General features: G+C 62.1%; 15 protein-coding genes. 9 read left to right on the forward strand and 6 right to left on the reverse strand.

Features of this window, described 5'->3' with window-relative positions:
- Positions 1-45 precede the first annotated feature (45 nt).
- From ACZ6WW_RS14180 to ACZ6WW_RS14190, 3 genes are read left to right on the forward strand one after another with little or no spacing between them, the layout of a single operon-like run.
- Entirely contained in the window at positions 46-828 is a 783-nt protein-coding gene (locus ACZ6WW_RS14180; protein WP_465274765.1) for a uroporphyrinogen-III synthase, read from the forward strand.
- Between the two features lie 60 nt (positions 829-888).
- Positions 889-2004 carry a uroporphyrinogen-III C-methyltransferase gene (locus ACZ6WW_RS14185; protein ID WP_465274766.1) on the forward strand — a complete coding sequence of 372 codons (1116 nt, stop codon included), beginning with the start codon at positions 889-891 and terminating at the stop codon, positions 2002-2004.
- On the forward strand, positions 2001-3254 hold the full coding sequence (locus ACZ6WW_RS14190) for a heme biosynthesis HemY N-terminal domain-containing protein (RefSeq protein ID WP_465274767.1): 1254 nt from the start codon (positions 2001-2003) through the stop codon (positions 3252-3254). Before ACZ6WW_RS14185 ends, ACZ6WW_RS14190 begins: the two co-directional genes overlap by 4 nt.
- A 7-nt stretch (positions 3255-3261) precedes the next feature.
- Here ACZ6WW_RS14190 and ACZ6WW_RS14195 read toward each other — a convergent pair whose 3' ends face one another.
- The 6 genes from ACZ6WW_RS14195 to ACZ6WW_RS14220 all read right to left on the reverse strand — a co-directional run bounded on the left by ACZ6WW_RS14195 (position 3262) and on the right by ACZ6WW_RS14220 (position 11548).
- Positions 3262-4635, reverse strand: a complete 1374-nt coding sequence (locus ACZ6WW_RS14195; protein WP_465274768.1) for a hypothetical protein — start codon at positions 4633-4635, stop codon at positions 3262-3264.
- Between the two features lie 82 nt (positions 4636-4717).
- The gene (locus tag ACZ6WW_RS14200; protein ID WP_465274769.1) at positions 4718-5806 is read right to left on the reverse strand and encodes a hypothetical protein; all 1089 of its coding nucleotides are present in this window, start codon (positions 5804-5806) and stop codon (positions 4718-4720) included.
- Positions 5807-5890: 84 nt separating this feature from the next.
- The gene (locus tag ACZ6WW_RS14205) at positions 5891-7087 is read right to left on the reverse strand and encodes an FAD-dependent oxidoreductase (protein ID WP_465274770.1); all 1197 of its coding nucleotides are present in this window, start codon (positions 7085-7087) and stop codon (positions 5891-5893) included.
- 189 nt (positions 7088-7276) lie between these two features.
- Positions 7277-9484 carry a DNA helicase II gene (gene uvrD, locus ACZ6WW_RS14210; RefSeq protein WP_465274771.1) on the reverse strand — a complete coding sequence of 736 codons (2208 nt, stop codon included), beginning with the start codon at positions 9482-9484 and terminating at the stop codon, positions 7277-7279.
- 129 nt (positions 9485-9613) lie between these two features.
- Positions 9614-9829: a hypothetical protein gene (locus tag ACZ6WW_RS14215; protein ID WP_465274772.1), complete on the reverse strand. Its 216-nt coding sequence runs from the start codon at positions 9827-9829 to the stop codon at positions 9614-9616.
- Positions 9830-9928: 99 nt separating this feature from the next.
- Complete coding sequence (locus ACZ6WW_RS14220; protein ID WP_465274773.1) at positions 9929-11548, reverse strand: alpha-glucosidase family protein; 1620 nt, start codon at positions 11546-11548, stop codon at positions 9929-9931.
- A 396-nt stretch (positions 11549-11944) separates the two neighbouring features.
- On the opposite strand from ACZ6WW_RS14220, the gene ACZ6WW_RS14225 reads away from it, so the two are divergent.
- From ACZ6WW_RS14225 to ACZ6WW_RS14250, 6 genes are all read left to right on the forward strand, one after another.
- Positions 11945-14851, forward strand: a complete 2907-nt coding sequence (locus tag ACZ6WW_RS14225) for a TonB-dependent receptor (RefSeq protein ID WP_465274774.1) — start codon at positions 11945-11947, stop codon at positions 14849-14851.
- 97 nt (positions 14852-14948) lie between these two features.
- Positions 14949-16523, forward strand: a complete 1575-nt coding sequence (locus ACZ6WW_RS14230; protein ID WP_465274775.1) for an alpha-amylase family glycosyl hydrolase — start codon at positions 14949-14951, stop codon at positions 16521-16523.
- Positions 16520-18877, forward strand: coding sequence for a TIM-barrel domain-containing protein (locus tag ACZ6WW_RS14235; protein ID WP_465274776.1), 2358 nt, complete (start codon positions 16520-16522; stop codon positions 18875-18877). The genes ACZ6WW_RS14230 and ACZ6WW_RS14235 overlap by 4 nt, the downstream gene beginning before the upstream one ends.
- Positions 18877-21030: a glucosidase family protein gene (locus ACZ6WW_RS14240; protein WP_465274777.1), complete on the forward strand. Its 2154-nt coding sequence runs from the start codon at positions 18877-18879 to the stop codon at positions 21028-21030. Before ACZ6WW_RS14235 ends, ACZ6WW_RS14240 begins: the two co-directional genes overlap by 1 nt.
- 41 nt (positions 21031-21071) lie before the next feature.
- Complete coding sequence (locus ACZ6WW_RS14245) at positions 21072-22508, forward strand: MFS transporter (protein ID WP_465274853.1); 1437 nt, start codon at positions 21072-21074, stop codon at positions 22506-22508.
- Positions 22505-24172: an alpha-amylase family glycosyl hydrolase gene (locus tag ACZ6WW_RS14250; protein ID WP_465274778.1), complete on the forward strand. Its 1668-nt coding sequence runs from the start codon at positions 22505-22507 to the stop codon at positions 24170-24172. The genes ACZ6WW_RS14245 and ACZ6WW_RS14250 overlap by 4 nt, the downstream gene beginning before the upstream one ends.

Here is a 24172-nt window from a genome sequence, read left to right on the forward strand (position 1 = left end):
ACGGGAGGGAGTCGCCTAGTGTATAGGTCGCTACACTGCGAACCCATGTCAGCCCATCACACCCGCCCGGTTGCACCGGCCGCAGCATTGCTTGGCCGTACCGTGGTCATTACGCGTCCCGCCGGTACCGGCTCGTCGATGGCCCGGCAAGTGCGGGCTCTGGGTGGGCGAGCGCTGCTGCTGCCGGGCCTGTCGCTACGGGGCATGGACGATGCCGCGACACGGGCCGCGCTGGCCGACGCGTTGCGCGACGATGTGCTGGTTTTCAGCAGCCCGGCGGCGGTGCGTTTTGCCGCACGCCTGCAGGTGCTGCGGACCGGCGCCACGGTTCTGGCGGTGGGTCAGGGCACGGCGCGCGCCCTGCATCGCCAGGGCGTTCGCGTCGTGGCCGCACCATCGAAACGCCAGGACAGCGAAGGACTGCTCGATCTGCCGATCTGGGCCAAGCTGGGTCCCTGCCGTATCGCATTGATCGGCGCGCCGGGCGGACGCGGCGTATTGCGCGAACAGTTGGCGACACGTGGCAGTCTGCGCGAAGTACAGGTTTATCGCCGTGCGCCGCCGCGCTTGCGTGCCAGCCACTGGGATGGCCTGCACGCGCTGGAGCGGGACGCCTGCGTGCTGTTGTCCAGCGCCGAGGCCATGGACAACCTGCGCGAACTCGCGCCAACGGCGGCATGGCAACAGCTCACCTCGATCACCGCCGTCGTCAGCAGCGAACGCCTGTCGTCGGCAGCCAGGACGGCCGGCTTCGCTCGTATTCGCATCGCGACATCGGCCAACGCCGCCGACCTGCTCGCCGCCGCGGCCGATGTGCAGGAAGTGTGAATAGACGTTCAGGCGTTTTTTGATGGGTGACGCGACGCATGGGCTGCTAGCATGTGTCGCATGAGCCAAGACGACACCGCATCGACCGGCGCCGCCTCCTCGGGTGAGCGCCCCCAAACCCCACTTTCTGCCGGCCGTAAAAAGCCCGGGCCACAGCGTGGCGGCAGCGTGGCTTTTGCCTTGTTGCTTTCCATCGTCGCCGTTGGCGGCGCCGGCTACATCGGCTGGCGGCAGTGGCAACAGGAGCGCATGGCCGGGCAGGACAACCAGACACTGGCCAACGTGCAGCAACGCGTCGGCGGCATGCAGCAGTCGCTCACTGCCCTGGACAGCGACCGCACTGCATTGCGCCAGCGCCTGAGCGACGCCGACCAGGTCAATCGCGGCTTGCGCGAGGAATTGCTCGGCCAGGCCGAACGCGTACGCAATCTCGAAGACGCGGTGGCGAAGCTGTCGGAAAAGACGCTGTCGGGTCACGACGCGATGCTGCTGGATGAAACCGAGTCGCTGCTGCGCCTGGGCAAGGAACGCTACGACTTGTTCCATGACGCGCAGGGCGCCGCCACGGCCTACGCCGCGGCCGATCAATCGCTGGCTGCCGTCAACGACGGTGCGTTCTCCGGGCTGCGCCAGAGCGTTGCGGCCGAACACGAAGCCCTGGTGAAAAGCCAGCCGGCAAGTCGTACGGCGGCGCTCGATACCTTGACGCAATTGCGTGCCGATGTCGCCAGTCTCCCGCTGAAGGCGCTCGATGCGCCGACCGATGCCGACACCGGCACCTGGGCGCGGGTGCGCCGTGCGTTGTCGAGCGTGATCAGCATCCGCCGCGACAACGGCGCGCCGCTGGCCGTCGCCGATGCACGCTTTGCACGCGAACTGGCCTCGCTCGATCTCGCCCAGGCGCAATTGTCGTTGATGGCCTACGATCGCGACGCTTATCAGGCGGCGCTGCAACGTGTCACCGCCACGCTGGGTGCGCAGTTCGATACCGGTACGCCGAGCGTGCAGCAGGCGCAGGCACAACTGGCCGCGCTGTCCTCGCAAATGCCACCGACGTCCACCGTGCAATTGGGTGCCGCCTTGACCGAGCTGCGCAATCTGCGTTCGGTACACGCGCTCAAGCCGGCCAATGACAACGCTACGCCGGCGCATGCAGCGAGCGGAGCCAAGCCATGAAATTGTGGCGCTGGATACTGCTGCTGGTGATCGTTGCCGCGCTGGCGGCATTCGGCTGGCATTGGGTGGCCGAAGATCCCGGCTACGTCCTTATCAAGATGCGCGGCTATACCGCCGAGCTGACCCTGGTTGCCGCGGTCGTCGCCGTGGTCGTCATCGCAGCAGTCATCGGTGTGATCTGGCGTCTTGTGCGTTGGCCGTTCGGTGCGATCTCGCGCCGTCATCGTCGCACCAGCCGCGAGCGCATGAGCGCCGGTCTGGTTGCCTTGATGGAAGGCCGCAACGGCGATGCCGAACGCGATCTGCAGCGCGCCTCGCGCCTGGACAGCCTGCGTGGCCCTGCATTGTTGGCATCGGCCGAAGCGGCCTCGCGGCGTGGCGAGCACGCTCGTGCGCTGGAAACACTCGGCGAAGCGGCGCAAAGCGCGCCGCAGGCGGCGCGCGTCTTGCGCGCACGTTTTCTGCGTCGTGAGGGGCGTTCCGCCGAAGCGCTTGCGTTGCTCGCTCCGGAAGCCGACAGCGGTAGCCTGACACCTGGTGGCTGGCGCGAACTGGCGTTGGCTGCGGTTGCGGCGGGCGATATGCGTCGTGCACGGCAGGCATTGGAACCGTTGCAGAAGAGCAGTGCGATCGGTCAGCGCGCCTACGCTTCGCTGGAAGTGTTGGTCCTCACCGGCGCCATTCTTGCTGCATCGGATGCCGCCGCTCTCAACACCTTGTGGTCGCAGCTACCCAAGCCTCAGCGACGTATCTCGGCCGTCGTCGATGCGTATGCGCGTCGTGCCGCGCACTTCGGCATGATGTTGCCGGCGATGGACGAAGTCGAGTCGGCGTTGCGTCGCGAGTGGTCGTCGCAACTGGTCGCGACCTACGGCGGTCTCACCGGTGATGACGGCGAGGCTCGCCTGCGCCGCGTCGAAGGTTGGCTCGATGCCCATCCCAACGATGCGCAGCTGTTATTGACGCTCGGTCGCATGTGCGTACGCGCGAAGCTCTGGGGCAAGGCGCGCAAGTATCTCGAACGTGCATTGGCGCTGGAGCCCAGCTCCGCGATCTGGGAAGCACTCGGCGATGTCTATGCCGGCGATGGCGACAACTTGCAGGCGCAGCGTTGCTATCGCAATGCCCTGGCCTTGGCGCGCGGCGACGCGGTGCAGCTGGCTGCGCACGAACAGCGTGGCCCGCTCGATACGCGTCCCGTGGCGATCGAAGAGCGCAGCGAGCATGGGGTTCCGCGTCTGCGGGAATAGGGCTTCGTCACGGGCGAAGTCCTAACCCGTTGAATACCGGGTCCGCCTGCGGTGTGATGAGCCACTGGCCAGCGACCTGGCAGGCTTTGACACCCGCCGCCCAGCGCGCAAAGGTGTTCGGATTTTGGGGAGTGCGCCAAGGCCCGTTGTGCGTTTCCGTGTAGAGGCTGTTGCAGTTGGTAATGGATTCACCATTTCTGCCACTCAGACGGGCTGAGGAAAGTGCCGAGACAAGGGCCAGCTGAGCCGGTGTGGGTTGCTCCACTCTCGGCACCCATTGCTGCTGGTAGTGTGCTGGCAGGCCCGGTGACACGATGGCGCGTACAAGCTGCAACAGCATGTATATGCCAAAGCCGGCCACCGCCCAGGAGACCGGTTTTGAGCTGCCACTTGTACGTTTGCCGCGCTGGACGCGATGGGTGGCCGGGGAGGGCGTTTGCAAGTTGGTGAACGTTCCCCAGCTCTGCCCCGGCAAAGCCGAGGATGCCGACTGGCCCTGCCCAGGCGGGCTCAGCGGAAGTTCGACGCGTGCCGCCTGCGTATACGTGCGCTCCCATTCGTCGGTGTCGGCTTGAGTCATGCACAACGAAAAATAGCGTGGATAGGCCTTGATGGCCCTGCGTAGATCCGGCCAGCACTTGAGCGCCTTGCCGGTAATGGTGTCGATATGGCCGGCTTCGCGCATCTCGATGGCTTCCAGGGCCGGCGCAAGGCTTCGGCGTAGCGCGTCGACGGCAAGGCTTTCCTTTTGGAGCTGCATCACCCATGTGCCGCGCGCCTTCAGGTCGGCCAAGTGCATGACATCGGACCATGCGAACTGTTTCTGTGCCGCATGGAACAGCGCCAGGCGCTGTGCGATCCCGCCTCGCAGCAGATGGTCGATCACCAGGATTTCAAATAGCAGAGGCGCGCTCAGATGCTCGTCGCCGAGAAGCCGATACTGACGGCCCAGAGCCACGATGGCGTTTTGCCGGTCGGCGAGGTCGGCGCGAAGCGCCTCGAACGCGAACCGCGCTGCGTCTGCCGGATCACGCCATGCAAGTTGATCCTGCGATGCATCCTGCGCACGACTACCGGGTTCGTGCAGAGTCTCAACGACATGCACGTGTTCGTCATTCGTGACCATGAACACCAGGTCTTCAATGTCCACGCTATCGCCGGCAGACGTGTCGGCCGACGGCGTTTGTGCAGTGATATCCCGTGTCGCACGGCGTTCCGCCCATGCCTGGGCGGCCTTGTATGTCCGGTGAAGCGCATTGAAACCGTCGATATCGGTGGCTTGGTCGATCTGTCTCAAGCGCACCGCGTAAGCGCGTTTGATCGCCCGTGCGTCGGCGGTGTCATCCAGGCCTAATTGCTGGAGGAACCATGGCGTAGGCATATCAAAACTCCCTGATACTTTAGACAGCGCGGACGTGTGAGGCTTGCCGATGTGATGAGTGACGTGAGCCGATCGCGCACGGTCAGGTATGCACACCCAGGCGTTCGAGGACGGCATCGGGTGCGGTCCGTGCATGCCAATGGTTCTCTCTCATGCAGCCGGTGATGAGTTCGGCGAATCGGTGTTGTTGTTCGGCCGTCTCTGGCAGCTTCCATGTCGGCTGATGCACGACCAGGTCGATATAGCCGCAATTCTCGGCATCGGTTCGCGAGTGCTCCGGCAAGGTCAGTACCAGGCTGGGCGAAGGAGCGACAAGACCGGGCCGAACCGAACGTTCCGCGGGTGCGGCGATGCGCGACACCAGATAGACCATCACACAGAACGCCGCGGTGCACATTATCAGTGCGTCGCGCCGCTTGATCATCCAGCTTACCCATGCGGGTCGATGCGCTAGAGGTGGACGTTGTTGCGCAACATCCATGGATGGCACCAAGGGCGGCGCGCGTTGCGGCAGGGGCGGCATCGAAGGTGTCGACGCTATATGAGGTGCCGAGGTCGGGCGCTCCTGCAGTGCGCCATACGCCGCATTCCAGGCCTTGAAACGGGTCGAGTCGATGGTCAGCGACAGATACTGCGGATAGGCAAGGAAGATATCGCGCATGCGTGGCCATTGGACAAGCGTGCGCTCCGGAATGCGATCGTCGCTGTCCTCCAGCAGTCGCAACAGCTTCACCGCCGGGGGCAGGGTTTCGTAGGCAGCACGCATGGCCGCCTCCTGCGCCAGTACCAGTGCGATCCATGGGCCGTTTATCCCGAGGGACTGGATATGCTCTGCGTTTGACCAGCGGCACACCTTATAGGCGGCAAGGAACAATGCCCGGCGATGTGGCAGCCGCGTATAGACCAAGCCGTCGAGCAATTCGATCTCGAATAGCAGCCCGGCTTCGGGATGGATGGCCTGAGCGCTATGCCAGCGTCGCTCGCATGCTTCGCTCGCCCAACGTCCCCGTGCCACATCGTCAGTCAGTGCGCGAACGCACTTTTGCGCGACGATGCGCGGGTCGGCCGTAAGATCTTGTCGCGGCAACAGTTCTACAGCTGCTAGTTTGATGCCTTGCATGCTGGCGTCCTCGGGCAGACCGAGATCGTCAGGAAACCACCGCGTGGTCATAAATTGCCATCATCCGTTATGGCACCGGCCCCCCGTTGCCTGACGCAAATGATGCGCCCGCGCCGGGTGGTTTGTCATCGGGTGTCAGGCGGGCTGCCGCATGCTCTGGACGATGGTGGCCAGCTCGCGTACGGCGGCTTCGGATAGGGCGCGGTTGGGCGTGGTATCGGCATTGTTGAAGTTGCCGGTATCGCCGAAGGCCTGCACGAGCAGACCATCGCTGCGCGGAACCATGCTCACCTTGTTCGTGCTGATGCCGTACCTGACTTCCGGCTGGGGGATCAGCCTGGCGGTCTGCCCGCGTATCGGGATGATCGAGTTATCGCCGAACAGGGCGCGAGCGCCGTAACCGGTGGCGTTGATCAGCGTGTGCTCCGGCAGTTGTTGCAGATCGTTGGGCTGGTGGAACTCGCGCACTTCGATCTTGCCGCCGGCCGCCAGAAAGTCGGACATGAGCATCCGCGCATACGTGCTGATGTTGAACATCAGCGTGGTATAGCGGCGCACATAAGCCTGCGGAAACGGTGTGCTGCCGGCGGGCAGGGGAACTGAGTGAGGGGTGAGATCGCGGACGTGGTCGTAGAGCTCGCCGTACTCGGGTTCATCGGACGGCTCGGCGCTTTGCTGGTCCGGTGGCGTGTCGGAGAGGTGATAGCCCTCGATCCATTCGATCGGGTTGCCGGGCAAGCCGAGCATGCTCTGATACTGGGCGAAAGAGGTCCGTGTCATTGCTTCCCAACGCGCGGCCAGGGCCGGCGCGTGGTCGGCGTCGCAGATGCGCGAGTCGGGTGTCCACAGGCCAGATGCGCGCATCGAATAAACATTCGGCGGCAGATCCTTGGCGTAGATGCGTACCGACAGGCCTGCACGTTGCGCTAGCAATGCCGAGGTGAGACCGAGCGCGCCGCAACCGATGACACCGAGTTCGCGCACACCCGTGGTTTGCGCCATGCGTACAGCAAGCGTGCTTGATCCCCACGACAGCGACCAGCCGCTGCCGCCGTGTCCGTAGTTGTGCACGACGGCCTTGTTGGCCAACTGCTCCATCTCGATGCGTGGCCCCGCGGCACGAAAGGGGCGGGTGCATACGTAGACGCCGGTGATGCGATCAGTGCGGGCCTTCACCGGGGCCAGCTCGGAGATGCCCGAACCGAGTCGGGCTACCGGCATGTTTGGGCTGCCGCTCCGTGCGCTGGGAAGCTGCGCACAGGCAGTAAGGGCGCCTGTGGATGCGAGGGCGAGCGTGGTGCCGGCGTGGCGGAGGAACTGTCGGCGTTGCATGGATCCTCTTTCCCTTGCTCTTTGGACAAGACGCAACACTTTAGCGCTAGAAGGAAATCTCTAGAAACCTTTCCTAGTCGTCATCCCGGCTAACGCCGGGATCCAGTGCCTTACGCTTCGACGTGCTAAAGACACTGGGCCCCGGCGTTCGCCGGGGCGACAGTCAAAACAGAGGTTATTCGATGCATCCTAAAGCGGCGTCAGATTCGCATACGCCGCCACCAACCACTTGCTGCCGGCGTCCTCGAAGTTCACCTGCAGACGCGTATGTGCACCACTGCCTTCCGCACTCACCACAACGCCTTCGCCAAAGCTCGGATGGCTGACGCGCTGGCCGAGCTTGACCGGCAGGTCTTCCTGCAGGCTGCCGCTGGGTTCGGCAAAACGCCCGGCGTACATCGGCCGGCTGACCTGCACGCGCGGACGCACCTCGTCCAACAATTCCGCCGGTATTTCGCCGAGGAAGCGCGAGGGGCGCGCGAGCATTTCCACGCCGTGCATGCGCCGCGATTCGGCATGCGTGATGAACAGGCGTTCGCGCGCGCGCGTGATGCCGACGTAGGCAAGGCGTCGTTCTTCTTCCAGGCGGCCTTCGTCTTCGACCGAGCGTTGGCTGGGGAACAGGCCTTCTTCCATGCCGACCAGGAACACCACCGGGAACTCCAGGCCCTTGGCCGAATGCAGCGTCATCAGCTGCACGCAGTCGTCCCAGGATTCGCCCTGACCTTCGCCCGCTTCAAGCGCAGCGTGCGACAGGAACGCGGCAAGCTCGCTCAAGCCGGCGTCGATATCGTCCTGGGTCAGTTCGAAACGGCTGGCGACGTTGACCAGTTCGTCCAGGTTCTCTACGCGCGACTCGGCGTTGCCGCGTGAATCCTTTTCGTAGAAGTCGCGCAGCCCGGTGTGGTTGATCGCGTGCTCGATCTGTTCGGCAAGGTTCAGGGCCTGGCTTTCCTCGCCTTCGGCGACCGGCGGCACGAAGGTGTGCGCCATGTCGTTGATCAAGTTCACGAACGCCTTGATCGCATTCTTCGCGCGGCCGGCCAGTTCGCTGCCGCTGGCAAGTTCGCCGAGCAAGGCTTCCCACAGCGAGGTGTTTTCACCGCGTGCCCGACGGCGCAGGACGTCGAGCGTGCGGTCGCCGATGCCGCGCGGCGGCGTGTTGACGGCGCGTTCGAAGGCCGCGTCGTCATGACGGTTGGCCGACAGGCGAAGATAGGCGAGTGCGTCCTTGATTTCCGCGCGCTCGAAGAAGCGCAGACCGCCGTATACGCGATAGGGGATGCTGCGCTGGGTCAGCTGCTCTTCGAAGTTGCGCGATTGCGCGTTCGAGCGATAGAGGATGGCGCAGTCGCGGGCGTTACCGTGTTCGGCGACGTATTCGCGGATGCGCTCGATCACGAAGCGTGCTTCGTCCTGCTCGTTATAGGCGGCGTAGACGGCGATGCGTTCGCCGTCGCCGCCATCCGTCCATAGCTGCTTGCCCAGGCGGCCGCCGTTACGGGCGATCACGCTGTTGGCGGCTTTGAGAATGGTGGCGGTGGAGCGGTAGTTCTGCTCCAGGCGGATCGTGCGTGCACCGGGGAAATCGCGCAGGAACTGCTGTACGTTCTCGACCTTGGCGCCGCGCCAGCCATAGATCGCCTGGTCGTCGTCGCCCACCACGAAGACCTTGCCGGTATCGCCGGCAAGTACGCGAATCCACGCATATTGCAGCGTGTTGGTGTCCTGGAATTCGTCGATCAGCAGGTGACGCCAGCGCTGCTGGTAGTGCTCCAGCACGGCCGGATTCTTCAGCCAGAGCTCGTGCGCGCGCAGCAGTAATTCGGCGAAATCGACCAGGCCGGCGCGTCGGCAGGCATCTTCGTAGGCCTGGTAGATCTGCACGGAGGTACGCGTGACCGGATGGTCGCGATGTTCGATATTTTCCGGGCGCTTGCCTTCGTCTTTCCAGTTGTTGATCTGCCAGGTTGCCTGGCGCGGCGGAAAGCGCGCCTCGTCCAGGCCCAGTCCCGCCACGACACGTTTGACGATGCGTTGCTGGTCGTCGGAATCGAGGATCTGGAAGCCTTCGGGCAAGCCGGCCTCGCGCCAATGGCGGCGCAGCAGACGGTGGGCGATGCCGTGGAAGGTGCCGACGGTAAGGCCTTGCGTGCCACCCGGAATCAGCTGCTCGAGGCGAGCGCGCATCTCGCCAGCCGCCTTGTTGGTGAAGGTCACCGCCAGCACAGCCCATGGCGGCACGCCGTCGACCTGGGTCAGCCAGCCGATACGGTGGGTGAGCACGCGCGTCTTGCCGGAGCCGGCGCCGGCCAGCACCAGGTAGTGGCCGGGCGGGGCGCAGACGGCCTCGCGTTGTGCGTCGTTGAGCTTGTCGATCAGATACGAGACATCCATCTCGTCGATTGTAGCGGAGAGGGGGCTTGGTTCCTTCCCTGGCGTGGAGATCTAGAGCCCCTCACCCCAACCCTCGCCCTGGCTTTGCCGGGGGAGAGGGTTGGAGTGAGGGGGCGCTCTTGTTCGCCGTTACCGCTTGATAAAACCGCCAACCGCCAGCAGCCCACCCACCACGATAGCCGCCACTCCCGCCCACGAGGGCAGCGCCTTCTCATGCGTTGCGGTGACTTTGGCCGGGCCGACCTGCAGCAGGGTGTCAGTCTGTTTGTAGCTCCCGTTTCCCAGCATGATCCAGATGCCCGCACCAAGCAGGAGGATGCCGACGATGATGAGTCCTGCGCGCATAGCGTGTTCCTTGAACAGTCCGGGTGCACCGATCATAGGGGGCAAGCGGCCGCAACGAAAACCGCCGGGCGGTTCTCGATAAGCGGCGGTACAGCGGCGTCAGGGAGCCAGGCGCGCGAACAGCAGGCCGTGGGGCGGTAATTGAGCGTGACCTTCGCCGAGCACGCCCTCCTGCAAGCCGTGACCTTCGACGACCGTGGCGTTGTGCAACATAGGTAGGGCAACGTCGACCGGCTTGGCGCCCAGATTGAACATCGCCAGCACCGTTTCGCCCTGATAGCTGCGCGTGAACGCGAGCACGGGCTCGGGCGTGTCGATAAAGCGGATATCGCCCCAGCGCAATGCCGGCTGCTGGCGTCGCCATTGCATGAAGCTGCGAAAGCCATGCAGGGCGGACTGCGGATCGAGTTCCTGCCGAGATACCGCCAACACACGATGATCGTCGGGCACGGGCAGCCAGGGCTTGCCGCTGCTGAAGCCGGCGTGGACGCTGTCGTTCCAGGGCAACGGTGTACGGCATCCGTCGCGGCCCTTGAAGTTGGGCCAGAACGCGATGCCGTACGGATCCTGCAGCGATTCGAACGGAACCTCGGCCTCGGTCAAGGCAAGCTCTTCACCCTGATAGACGCACACCGAGCCACGTAGTGAACAGACCATCGCGGTGAGCAGGCCGGCCATGCGTACGGATTTGTCGCCGTTGCCCCAGCGGCTCAGCACGCGCTCGACGTCGTGATTGGAGATCGCCCAGCACGGCCAACCTTCGCGCATCTGCGCTTCGAGATTCTCCACCGTGCCACGAATGTACGCCGCACTGAAATCGTCGGTGAGCAATTCGAAGCTGTAGCCCATGTGCAGGCGTTTGCCGCGGGTGTACTCGGCGGTGGTGGCGAGCGAGTCTTCGGATGAAATTTCACCCAGCGCAACCGCGCCCTCGTAGCCATCCATCAAGCCGCGCAGCGCTTCGAGAAAGGGAACATTCTCCGGTTGCGTGTTGTTGAAATAGTGGTACTGGAAGGCGTACGGATTGTCCGGACTGAAACCGCGGCCAACACGTTTGTCCGCGGGCTTGGGCGGGTTGTCGCGCAGCAGCTTGTCGTGAAAGCAGAAGTTGATCGCGTCCAGGCGCAGGCCGTCCACGCCCTTGTCGAGCCAGAACTTCACGTTGTCCAACGTCGCCTGTTGCACCTGGACGTTATGGAAATTGAGATCGGGCTGCGAGGTGAGGAAGTTGTGCAGGTAGTACTGGCCGCGGCGCGGTTCCCATTGCCAGGCCACGCCGCCGAACAGCGACAGCCAGTTATTGGGCGGCGTACCGTCTTCGCGCGCGTCGGCCCAGACGTACCAGTCGGCCTTGGCGTTGTCGCGGCTGTTGCGGCTTTCCTTGAACCAGGCATGCTGGTCGGAGGTATGGCTCAACACCTGGTCGATCATCACCTTCAGGCCCAGCGCATGCGCCTTGGCCAGCAGGCGATCGAAGTCTTCGATCGTGCCAAATAGCGGATCGACTGCGCGGTAATCGGCGATGTCATAGCCGAAGTCGGCCATCGGCGAGCGAAAGAACGGTGCGATCCAGATCGCGTCCACACCGAGCCCGGCGACATAGTCGAGCTTTTCGATGATGCCCGGCAGGTCGCCCACGCCATCGCCGTTGGTATCCAGAAAGCTGCGTGGATAGATCTGATAGATGACGGCTCCGCGCCACCACGGTGCATCGTTCATTCGCCCAACCCCTTGCCTGCCCTGCCCGTCGCTACCGATCCGAAGGGGAGGCAGCTTCAATGTGCGGCGCAGCTTAAACGCTAGGCCCGGTTTCGTTGCGCTCTATGCATACGTATTCAAAAAAGCGGGTTATTGCGTCGCAGCAGTGGCAATAGGGCGCGGGATTTGTGATCAAGTCTGGACTGGTGCGCAATAAGCCGTTGCGAGCAAGCGTATTTTTTGTCAAAGGTGCACAAAAAAAAGCCCTTATGAATACGTATGCATGAAACTGTTCGGCCCTATGGCGCCGCCCTACCATGCGCCGCACGCCGTCCTGGCGAATAGACACATGTCTCGCGGTACGGGTTGCCGACGAAGACAGCCGACAAGTGAAAACCTCTGGGGAGGGGAACTAAGGTGATACTGAAACGCAACGTGATGGCCCTGGCGCTGGCATCGGCTGGTCTTTGCTTCACCGCCGGCATCCATGCAGCACCCGCCGATAACGGCAATGGCAGCGCAGTCCCGGGCGCCGCCCAGGACGCGCCGGCGGCGCAGAACGCGCCCACCAGGAAAGATGACAAGAAGGTCGACGACACCACGGCGCCGAAACAATCCGCCGAGCTGGCCAAGAGTCTCGAAGGCATCACCGTCACCGGCTATAACGCAGCGATCGAGAAGTCGATCGACTATCAGCGTTATGCCGACACGATTCAGAACGTGATCACCGCGGCCGATATCGGCGGCCTGCCGGATCAGTCGATCGCCGATGCATTGACCCGCTTGCCGGGCGTATCGGCCGAGCGCATTGCCGGTCAGGCTTCGCAGGTCAATATCCGCGGTCTCTCGGGCAACTTCATCCAGACGACGCTGGACGGTCGCGAACAGCCGTCGACCAGCGGCAGTAACTACATCCAGTTCGACCAGTACCCGTCCGAGCTGATCAACATGGCCACGGTGTACAAGTCCTCGCAGGCATCGCTGATCGAAGGCGGCGTGGGCGGCACCATCGCGATGCAGACAGCCAACCCGCTGGACAACAAGAAAGACCAGTCGCTGAATGTGGATGCGCGCGGCAGCTACACCGGTCTGGCACACAACGTCGCCGGCGCCAATGCGCTGGGCTATCGCCTGAGTGCGGCGTATCAGGGCAAGTTCCTCGACAACACCCTGGGTGTCGGCCTGGGCGTGGCGCAGATGTATCAGCCGCATGTGTCCGAGCAGTTCGTCGGCGAGGCCTATAGCTCCACGCAGCAGCAGCTCAATGTGAACTCGCCGCAGCAGGGTTATCTGCCCGAGGGCGTCCAGTTGCAGCAGAACGGTGGCCAGGAGCGTCGCACCGGTTACCTCGGTACGGTGGTGTGGAAGCCCAGCGACGAGTTGCAGATCACCGCCGACAGCTTCTTCTCCAAGTTCAAGAACGAATCGTTCGGCTACGGCTTCCGCTCGCAGAATTTCTATAACAACAGCGCGCAGATCACCAACCCGGTGTTCGGCCCGAATGGTTCGGTCATCGGCGGCACCGTCAGCACCAATCCTGCGGGCGTGGGTAACGCCCAGTTCTCCAACGAGACCACCGCGGACAACTACAGCACCACCACCAACGTGTTCTCCGGTGGCTTGAACCTGAAGTGGAACAGCGGCCCGTGGCATATCGACGGCGATCTGTCGCTGTCGCGTGCGCAGAGCCATGAAGTCAACGTCGATACTACAGCCGACCCGTACACCGGCCTGGGCACGGCCAATCCGCAGCTCGCCTCGCAGTCGATGACCTATCTGCTGACCGGTCGCAGCATCGGTCAGGTCTCGCTGGCCAATCCGGGCATGTACACCGACCTGAGCCAGATGGCGTTGTCCCGTTATGGCGTCTATCCGTACGTCTATCACGACCGCACCAAGGCGTTCCGTACCAGCGTCAAGTACGACTTGCCGAACAACTCGATCTTCTCGGCGCTGGAAGCGGGTGTCTACGCCAACAACCACACCTACAACGCCGACCGCAGCGCCTATGTCTACGGTTCGGAATGGAACAGCGATCCCTCGCTGGGCCAGCCGCCGCTGACCATCAACAGTGGCAATGCCACCACTGAATGCTGGAAGGGCACCTTTGGCGGCTTCCCGTGCTTCCTCAAGCTCAATGGTCCGGGCATCCTCGCCTCGCATGGCATTACTGCCAATCCAGTCAAGGACATCATCAACAACAACTGGACGTATGTGCAAAGCGGCCAGGTGGATCAGAAGATCCGCGACCTGTTCCTGATGGCCGATATCGACGCGCAGGTATTCGGTCATGAGTTGACCGGTAACGTGGGCATGCGCGTGTCGCACGACTCGCAGTTCAGTTATGGCCTGCAGCAGGTCGGCAACGGTGCGGGCATTCCGATCACCGACGGCAACGGCAAGACCAGCAGCGATTTCGCGCCGCTCAATGTCGGCAAGAAATACACCGACTACCTGCCGTCGCTGAACCTGATCTATCACCTGACCGACAACGACCAGGTTCGCTTCTCGGCCGCCAAGGTACTATCGCGTCCGCCGATCAACTCCATGCTGGCCGGCTCGGGTTCGTATATCACCAACGGCAACACGTACAACATCTACGGCGGCACCAGCCCGTTGCTGAATCCTCTGCGCGCGCAGCAGTACGACGCAACGTACGAGCACTACTTCGACGATTCGTCGGGCGCGATCACCGCCGGTGTGTTCTTCAAGCACATCAAGTCGTTCATCCAGCAGGTGACGTACAACAACTTCGACTTCTCCACCGTGGGCATCACGGTGCCGATCAACCCGGCCACCAATGCGCCTTACCTCAACGGCGACTATCAGACCGCATACAACGCCAAGGGCGGCGATCTGCGTGGCCTGGAAGTGGCCTTCACCAAGACCCACTTCCTGCCCGGCATCTGGTCCGGCATCGGTGTGGACGCCAACCTGGCGCTGACCTCCAGCTCGGTGAAGAACCCGTCCAACCTGGGTGGCCCGACGCAGATGATCGGCTTGCCGGGCCTGTCGCAGCGCGTCGCCAGCGCCGCGGTGTTCTACGACCAGGGGCCGTTCTCGGCACGTGTGTCGGCCAACTACCGCTCACACTTCGTCTCCGACACGCAGATCGCGGTGGACAACCAGCTGGTGGTGTTCGCCTCCGAACTGGTCTACGACTTCCAGGCGTCGTACAACATCAACGACAAGCTGACGGTGGTCTATCAGTTGCTCAACGCCAGCAACCAGCCGACCCGTACGTATTTCACCAACCAGCAGCAGACCGGCACGATCCAGTACTTCGGTCGCACCAACTACCTGGGTCTGCAGTTGAAGCTGTGAGTTATGCTCGTCTCGGCGTTCGACCGAACGCCGAGACGGGGCTCGGGATACTCGCCGCAAGGCGGCGACGCTCCTGAAACATACAAAGGGGCGAAGCATGATGCGTTATCGGTTACTCGCAGTTCTGGCGGCTGTTTTCTCCCTGGCGCTTGGCCCGGATGTCCGCGCACTCCCCTCGACATCCGTGGCCGATGCGCCATTTTTATCGAACGAAGCCACCCATACCGGCGTGTGGTACGAGATCTTCGTCCGCGCCTGGTACGACACCAACGGCGACGGTATTGGCGACCTCAATGGCGTCACCGCCAAGCTGGACTATCTGCAGTCGCTGGGCGTCAATGGCATCTGGCTGATGCCGATCAACGCCTCGCCCAGTTACCACGGCTACGACGTTACCGACTACAAGGCGATCAATCCGCAATACGGGACGATGCAGGATTTCGAGCGCCTGGTCGCCGAAGCGCACAAGCGCGGCATCAAGGTGATCATCGACCTGGTGATCAATCACACCAGCGACAAGCACCCCTGGTTCGTCTCCGCGCTCGATCCGCATAGCTCATATCGTGGCTGGTACACATGGGCCGGTCCCACCACCGACACCAAGGCATTGAGCGCGACCGATAGCCCGGCCTGGCATACGCGCGATGGGCAGACGTTTCTCGGCGACTTCAGTGCCGGCATGCCCGATCTGAATTACGACGATCCGGACGTTCGCCACGAGATGGTCAAGATCGGCCAGTTCTGGCTGGCCAAGGGCGTCGATGGTTTCCGGCTGGACGCGGCACGGCACATCTATGACGACCTGAAGACCGATACCGGCAAACCCGAGACCACGCGCAAGAACGTTGTGTGGTGGAGCGAATTTCGCCAGGGCCTGCAAACGGTCAATCCGGATGTCTATCTGGTGGGCGAGGTGACCATGCCATCCCCCGACCAGTTGGCGCCCTATCTGAAGCCGCTCGGTTCGGTGTTCAATTTTCCGCTGGCCGAACAGATGATCCAGAGCGCGCACAGCGAACAGGCCACGCCACTGAATGCATTGCTGACCAGCACGTATGCCGCGTTTCATAAAGCCGCGGGTAGCGACTTTATCGATGCCCCGTTCCTGTCCAATCACGACCAGGAACGCGTGTTCAGTCGCCTGGATGGCAACGTCGATCACATGCGCGTGGCGGCGGCGATGTTGCTGACTCTGCCAGGGCGGCCCTTCCTCTATTACGGCGAAGAGCTCGGCGTGCTCGGTCGCAAGCCCGACCAGAACATTCGTGAGCCGATGCGCTGGGAACGCGACCCGGACGTCATTACTGAAAGCCGCTGGAAGCCCATCACCAGCGGGCAGGGCGGCGAGGTCTCGGTGCAGGCCGAGCAGCCCGACCCGCATTCCCTGCTTAACGTCTACCGCACGCTGATCCACTGGCGCAGCCAGGAACCGCTGCTTCGCGATGGCGATATTCGCGTCGTCTCGTTGCAGAATGCGCACGTCGTCGCATACGAGCGATTCATCGGCGAGCGCCGCGTGCTGGTGCTGCATAACCTTTCGGGTCAGCCGCAGTCGGTGAAATTGAAGCGCAAGGACGGCTACCAGCGGGTCGAGCTGCAAACGGGCAATGACGCCACCTACGTCGATGGCGAGTTGGACCTGCCGCCTTATGTGTCGGTGGTCATGCAATGAAGGCCTGGCCAGTTGCCGGGAGTCTTTTTGCCATCTGCCTGATGTTGACGAGTATCTCGGAGGCGGGCGCGAGGAGTGAGGCGTTGCAGGTGCCGGTGACGGGTGCGAGCGTTCCCCTGTCCACGGGAACGATGGAACTCAGGGAGATGCCCGAAGGTGTCCTGCGGATCCGCTATCTGCCGCCGGGGAAAAAGCCGTCGGAACCAACGCTGGTCGTCGACGCGACGAGTTCTCCTTTGGCAGGCGAGGTGGAATCCTGGGGCAAAGGGCGACAGGGCACATTTTCGACCCGCGATATGCGGACGGATTGGGATCCCTCATCACAGCAATTGGCCATTGAAGATCTGGCGCGCAATACCTTGTTGCGCGTCGACATCGCTGCGCTCGTCGATGGCACGTTGTCGGTGAGTCATGCCGCGGATGATGCGATGTACGGCATCGGCGGCACCACAGCCTTCGATCGCCATCCCGGTGGCCTGTTGCGGACCGGTTCGCAGGAGGCCAAGGCGGGTGCGCAGGGCAATGCCGGTGCCCCATTCGTGTGGAGCACAGCAGGCTACGGCGCCCTGGCGGACGCCATCGGCGCGCATTTCGACCTTGGAGCCGATCGCTTCACGGCCCAGGCTACGTCGGCACCCATACGCACCGTGTATGTATTTGTCGGGCCGCCACCGGAGATTTTCTCTGGCCTCGCTCAGGTCAGCGGTCATAGCGCCATGTTTCCCAAATGGGCCATGGGCTTTACCAACAGCCAATGGGGTATCGACCAGAAAGAGCTGCTGTCGATCGTCAAGACCTATCGCGCCAAGCACATCCCGATCGACAACGTGACATTGGATTTCGACTGGAAGGCCTGGGGCGACGATCACTACGGCGAGTTTCGCTGGAACGGAACCAAGTTTCCCGACGGTCCCAATGGCAAGCTCAAGCAGCAACTCGACGCACAAGGCGTGCATTTGACCGGCATCATGAAGCCGCGGGTGCATATCGACACCGAAGAAGGCCGCTATGCCACCGAGCATGGCTTGTGGGTGGCCTCGAGCGTGCCGAAGGCTGATTACTTTTCGCTCAAGACCATCCGTGAGATCGATTTTGGCAATCCCGCGGCGCGGGCATGGTTTTTCAACGACACGCTCAAGCATTCGTTCGATACCGGCATCGTCGGCTGGTGGAACGATGAAGCGGATGAAATCAACGATACGCAGTTCATGAACATGCAGCGTGCGCTGTATGAAGGCCAGCGCTCATATAGCAATCAGCGCGTGTGGTCGATCAATCGAAACTTCTATCTCGGCTCACAACGTTATGCCTATGGCCTGTGGTCCGGCGATATCTACACAGGCTTCGAAAGCATGCGGGCGCAACGTGCGCGCATGTTGGCGGCGATCGACGTGGGCGCCATGCAGTGGGGCATGGACGGTGGTGGTTTCCAGGGCGACAAACCCAGTCCGGAGAACTATGCGCGCTGGATTCAGTTTGGCGCGTTCACGCCGATCTTTCGGGTGCATGGTTCGTTCGGTCAGAAGCGTCAGCCCTGGGTGTACGGCGAGGTGGCGGAGAAAGCGGCGGGTGATGCCATTCGTTTGCGCTATACGTTGATCCCATACATCTACGCCTACGAATTCAGCCGTTACAAAACGGGTGTAGGTCTGGTTCGCCCGCTGACCTTCGACTGGCCGGACGATCCCAAGGTACGCGACGACGTCGATGCCTGGATGTTCGGCGACTACCTGCTGGTATCTCCCATCGTCGAGCAAGGTCAAACCACAAAGGATGTCTATCTGCCCGTGGGAACCTGGATCGATTTCGCCAGCGGTAAGGTGTATCGAGGCGGACAGGTCGCGCATCTGGCTGTCGACAGCAAGCGCTGGTCGGATATCCCGATGTTTATCCGCGCCGGTGCGATCATCCCCTTGCAGCAGGTGATGAACTATGTGAATGAAAAGGCAGTGACGCAGCTCGACGTCGAGATGTTCCCATCCGCAACACCGACCAGTTTCGATCTCTACGACGACGATGGCCTCACCTACGCCTATGAGAAGAGCGTCTACTCGCTGCGTCGGCTGGCCCTGCAACGCGAGGATACGAGTGTTCGTGTGACGTTGAGCAAGAACAGTGGTTCTTTCAACTCGCCGGTGGCTTCGTTGATCCTGAAAGTTCACGGCGTGAAAGCATCCAAAGTGGAACAGGGCGGAAAGTCGTTACAGCCCGCTGCCGGCCTGGATGCCCTGCGAAAGGGCACGGGCGAGGGTTGGGTAAGCGGTGCCGATCGTTACGGCGACGTAACCTATGTACGCATCGCGACCGACACGGCCAGGGATGTTCGCATCTTCGATAGCGGGGCACGCCACTGATGCACATGGTTGTACGTTGTCTTCTCGCCGCGTCGATGTTTGCCGCCAGCGCGGCCGCTCAAGCCGAGGTTGCTCCGAACGACTTCAAGGCGGGTATCGCGTTCGACGGTCGTAGCGCATCGGTGACGCGTTCGAATGATGGCTTCTTGCTGCGCTCGACATCCGGTGAACGTCATATACCGATGTCGCGCCTGTCGGTGCAGTCGGCCAGCCCGCTGTTCGATGCCTTGTTCGCGATGGCGCAGGACGATCTGGCCAAGGATTCGGTCTCTGCCATTACCGATGGAGCGTTCGATCACGGTCAGTCCATTGCGTGCCCTTGTTTCGAAACGGGCGAGAAGTGGCATTACGTCTGGACACGCGACCTGTCGTACTCAGTCGATCTGGCGCTATGGCGGCTGGATCCGGAGCGCGCAAAGGCATCGCTGCGCTTCAAGCTTTCCGATGTGCGCGAGCCGTCGGCGCCGCAGGGCTTGTACGTCATGCAGGACACCGGTTCGGGCGGTAGCTGGCCGATCAGCACCGATCGCATTGTCTGGTTTCTCGCGGCGCGGCATCTGCTGGACGATCCTGTGTTTGCCGGTGAAGTCTATCGGGCCTTGAACGACACGCTGGCGCAGGACCGTTTGTATACCTTCGACAGCACGCTTGGCCTGTATCGCGGCGAGACCTCGTTTCTCGACTGGCGCCAGCAGACGTACCCGATGTGGACGGCCAAGGATGTGGCCTTTATCGGGCAGTCGTTCGCATTGTCTACCAATGTTCTTCACTACGAAGCTTTGCGTCTGGCCGCCGAGATGTCGGCAAACCGCAATCCGGCGCAGGCAGCCGTTTACCAGGCCCAGGCAAAAACATTGAAGGACGCGATCAACCGCCATTTCTGGCGCAACGATCGCGGCATGTACATGAGCTACATCGGCGGCGCGGATCGTCCGCAACCGTTCGATACCTACGATCTGTTGGGCATCTCCTTGGCGATCACCAGCGGCGTGGCCGATCCGGAGCGGGCGCGACAGACCTTGGCCCACTATCCGACGTGGCCGGCGGGAAGTCCGGTGATCTGGCCCGAGCGCGACGATGTGCCGATCTACCACAATCGTGCGATCTGGCCGTTTGTCAGTGCCTACGCCTTGCGTGCGGCACGCCAGGTAAACGACCCGGCACGCATTGCGCACGAGCTGCAATCGCTGATGCGCGGCGCGGCGTTGGCGGGTTCGAACATGGAGAACTTCGAGCTGGTTACTCAGGCCACGCATGTGGACGATGGCGACAAGAGCGGACCGGTGGTGGATTCGCCGCGTCAGCTGTGGTCGGTGGCGGCGTACTTGAACATGGTGATCGAGGGTGTGTTCGGCCTCGGTCCGGACGGGAAGATCGAGCCGAAGCTGCCGACGTCGCTGGTGCCGATGCTGTTTGGCGATAAGGATCGTATTCGGCTTGAGTTGAGCGATCGGGATATCACGCTAGTGCGACCGGTAAAGATGGATGGGAATCTGTTGGTTTCCGGTACGCAAAAGGTCGACGGCAAGCATGTTGTCGTGACGCTGAAATCCACAGAGGTGGTGTTAGTGCCGCTACCTACCGACACCCCCCTCTACGTCCCCAACTCGTCATTCCGGCGCAGGCCGGAACCCAGTGGCGTGGCGTCAGGGTCGTCGCGAAAAGCCGAACGCTTGTCACCGGGTCGCGAAAACCCGCCGCAGACGCCACTGGGTGACCAGCTTTCGCTGTTGAAAGGCGACTCCGGCCTACGCCGGAATGACGAGATAGGAGAGGTTTCGAAATGGGGTTGGACGGCTCCTTCGGCCGGACGCTTCAGGATCAGCGCCGATTACACCAACACCAACGGCACCATCGAAACCGGCGTCACGGCTGCGGTCTACCTGACCACGGCCAATTGCGACGGCGTCGCGTCACAAATCATGGTGCTGGTCATGCCGCACAGCGAAGGCCGGCAGCAATCGACCTACGGCGTATTCGGCGCGCGCGCAGGACAACATTGCACCTTCACACTGAAACCGGGCTTCAACATGAGCTACCTCAGCCACTTTGCCCATTACACCGGTGGCAAGGGCGGTATTGATGGACCGATGAACAAGGCAGATATCGGTGACCTATGGATAACACCGATGGCGACAAAGGAAAGCCAGTGAACCAGCGCAAACCCACATTGTCGTTCTGGCAGATCTGGAACATGTGCTTCGGCTTTCTGGGCATCCAGTTCGGCTTTGCGTTGCAGAACGCCAACGTCAGTCGGATCTTCCAGACATTGGGCGCGGGAGTTGGCGATATTCCCATGCTGTGGGTGGCGGCGCCGTTGTCGGGGCTGATCGTGCAACCGATCATCGGCCACTATTCCGATCGCACCTGGACGCGACTGGGTCGACGCCGACCCTATTTCCTGGTGGGCGCGGTGCTCACTACCTTGGCACTCCTGTTCATGCCGAACGCCCCGACGCTGTGGGTGGCGGCGGGCTTGCTGTGGATCATGGATGCGTCGATCAATGTATCGATGGAGCCGTTCCGTGCCTTCGTCGGCGACCAGTTGCCAACACAGCAACGTGCATCCGGTTACGCGATGCAGAGTTTCTTTATTGGTCTGGGCGCCGTAGTTGCTTCGGCGTTGCCTTGGATACTGGCCAAGCTCGGCGTAAGCAACGCGGCCGGCACAAGCGGCATTCCCGATACGGTGAAATACGCCTTCTATGCGGGCGCGGTGGTTCTGTTCGGCTCGGTGTTGTGGACGATTGTCTCGACCCGGGAGTATCCACCCGATGCGCTGAAGGCCTTCGATGTCGAGCATCCAGTCGAGGATATCGACATCGATCGGCACGCGGCGCGGCGCTGGGGTCTGGCCTGGCTGTTTGCCGGCATCCTGACGACCGTGCTGGTGGCGGTGTGTCATGTGGAGCGCGAGCTTTATCTGCTCACCGCAGGCATTACGATCTACGGCATTGCCTTGTTGTGGTTGGCGGCGACTGCCAGCCGCGGCATGGCCGCACAAGTACTGACCGATCTCTTTGCGATGCCCGACGCGATGCGTCGCCTTGCCTGGGTGCAGTTCTTTTCGTGGTTCGCGCTGTTCGCCATGTGGATCTACACCACGGCCGGCGTCACGGCGGTGCATTTCGGCAGCAGCGATACGCACTCGGCGGCCTATAACGAAGGCGCCAACTGGGTCGGCGTATTGTTTGCGGCCTATAACGGTTTTGCCGCAGTGGCGGCCATCGTCATTCCGTGGATGGTCAAGCGTTGGGGTTTGCGCATCAGCCACTTGATCAACGTATGGCTGGGTGCTGCCGGATTGCTGTCGTTCCTGCTGATCCGTGATCCGAACTGGCTGATGCTGTCGATGGTAGGCGTGGGCTTTGCCTGGGCATCGATTCTTTCGTTGCCCTATGCGCTGCTGTCGGACAACCTGCCGGCGACGAAGATGGGCGTCTACATGGGCATCTTCAATTTCTTTATCGTGATACCGCAACTGCTCGCCGCCAGCGTGCTGGGCATGCTGTTGCATGTGTTCTTTCGCGGCCAGCCGATCTACGCGTTGGTGCTCGGCGGCATCAGCCTGTTTATCGCCGGCCTGTGCGTACTGCGCGTGCACGAGCCAAACAATCAGGTCGCATCATGAAACAGCTTTTATTGAGCCTTGCGCTGACGCTCGCCGCCGGCCAGGTCGCCGCGCAGCAAGTTGAATATGTCGGAACGGATGCGCCGTTCGCGTCGAATGCGATCTACTTCGTCATGACCGATCGCTTCGTCAATGGCGACACCAGTAACGATCATCGTGACCAGGGTGGTGCGCATCACACCTTCGATATCCCCGTGCCTGGTCCGAACGGCGAAAGCGATAACATCGGTTATCTCGGTGGCGACTTCAAAGGGATCTTGAATAACGCGGGCTATATCCGTGGCATGGGTTTTGGCGCGGTGTGGATTACCCCGATCGTCGATAATCCGGATGAAGCGTTTACCGGTGGCGATCCCGTCACCTGGGGCGCGTCGCTGGCCGACCGTGGCAAGGCGGGCTATCACGGTTACTGGGGCGTCAACTTCTACAAGCTCGACGAACATCTGCCGAGCAAGGATCTCGACTTCGCTCAATTCACCGACAAGATGCGTGCGCAGGGTCTGAAGACCGTACTCGATATCGTCGCCAACCATGGTTCGCCGTCTTTCACCATGCCCAAGGCGCAGCCGCAGTTCGGGCAGATCTTCGACAAGGATGGCAAGCTGATTGCCGATCACCAGAATCTGCGGCCCGACCAGCTCGATCCGGTGCACAATCCGTTGCACCGCTTCTATCATGCCTATGATGATCTGGCGCAGTTGTCGAACAACGACGACGAGAGTCCCGCGGTGCTGGACTATTTTGTTGGTGCCTACCAACAGTGGGCCGACCAGGGCGCGGATGCGTTCCGCATCGACACGATCAGTCATATGTCGACGACTTTCTGGCGGCAGTTTGCCGAGCGGATTCGTGCAAAGCATCCAGGCTTCTTCATGTTCGGCGAAGCGTTCGACTACAGCCCGGACGATATCGGCCAATACACCTGGGCGCGCAATGGTGGCATCAGCGTGCTCGATTTTCCGCTGCGCCAGCGTATTGCCGAGGTGTTCGAGCACCCCCATAGCGACTACGCGCGTATTGCCGAACGCCTCTACCTGCGTAATGGGCCGTATCAGAACCCTTACGAGCTGGTGACGTTCTACGATAACCACGATATGGCGCGTTTGAATGCGACCGACGATGGGTTTGTCGATGCGAACAACTGGCTGTTCACCGCGCGCGGCATTCCGGCTGTGTACTACGGTTCGGAAGTCGGCTTCGAGCGGGGCCGTGCCGAACACCAGGGCAACCGCAATTATTTCGGCCAGGAACGCATCGACGCTGCACCACGCAGTCGTATCTATCAACAGCTGGCACGCATCGCCCGATTGCGCGAGAAGATGCCGGCGCTGCAACGCGGCCTGATGCTGCCGGTAAGGATCGAGGGCGATCAGGCGGTGTTCTACCGCGTGTATCAGAAGGGCGATGCGCATCAGATCGCACTGGTGTTGCTCAATAAGAGCGACACGGCGGCTGAGATGGCCGTGGCGCCTTATCTGCAGGCGGGGACGTGGAAGCCGGCGCTGGGTGGTAATGCGGTGACGGTGAACGAAGGAGGTGCGTTGAAGGCACGGGTCGCCGCGCACGATGTCCAGGTGTATGTGCTGGATGCCCCGGTGCAACGCCACGATCTGGCGGCGCAACTGGCCTTGTTGATGGAAGAGCGTGGGCATCCCGTGCACTGA

The sequence above is a fragment of the Dyella sp. NPDC103356 genome (assembly GCF_055584465.1).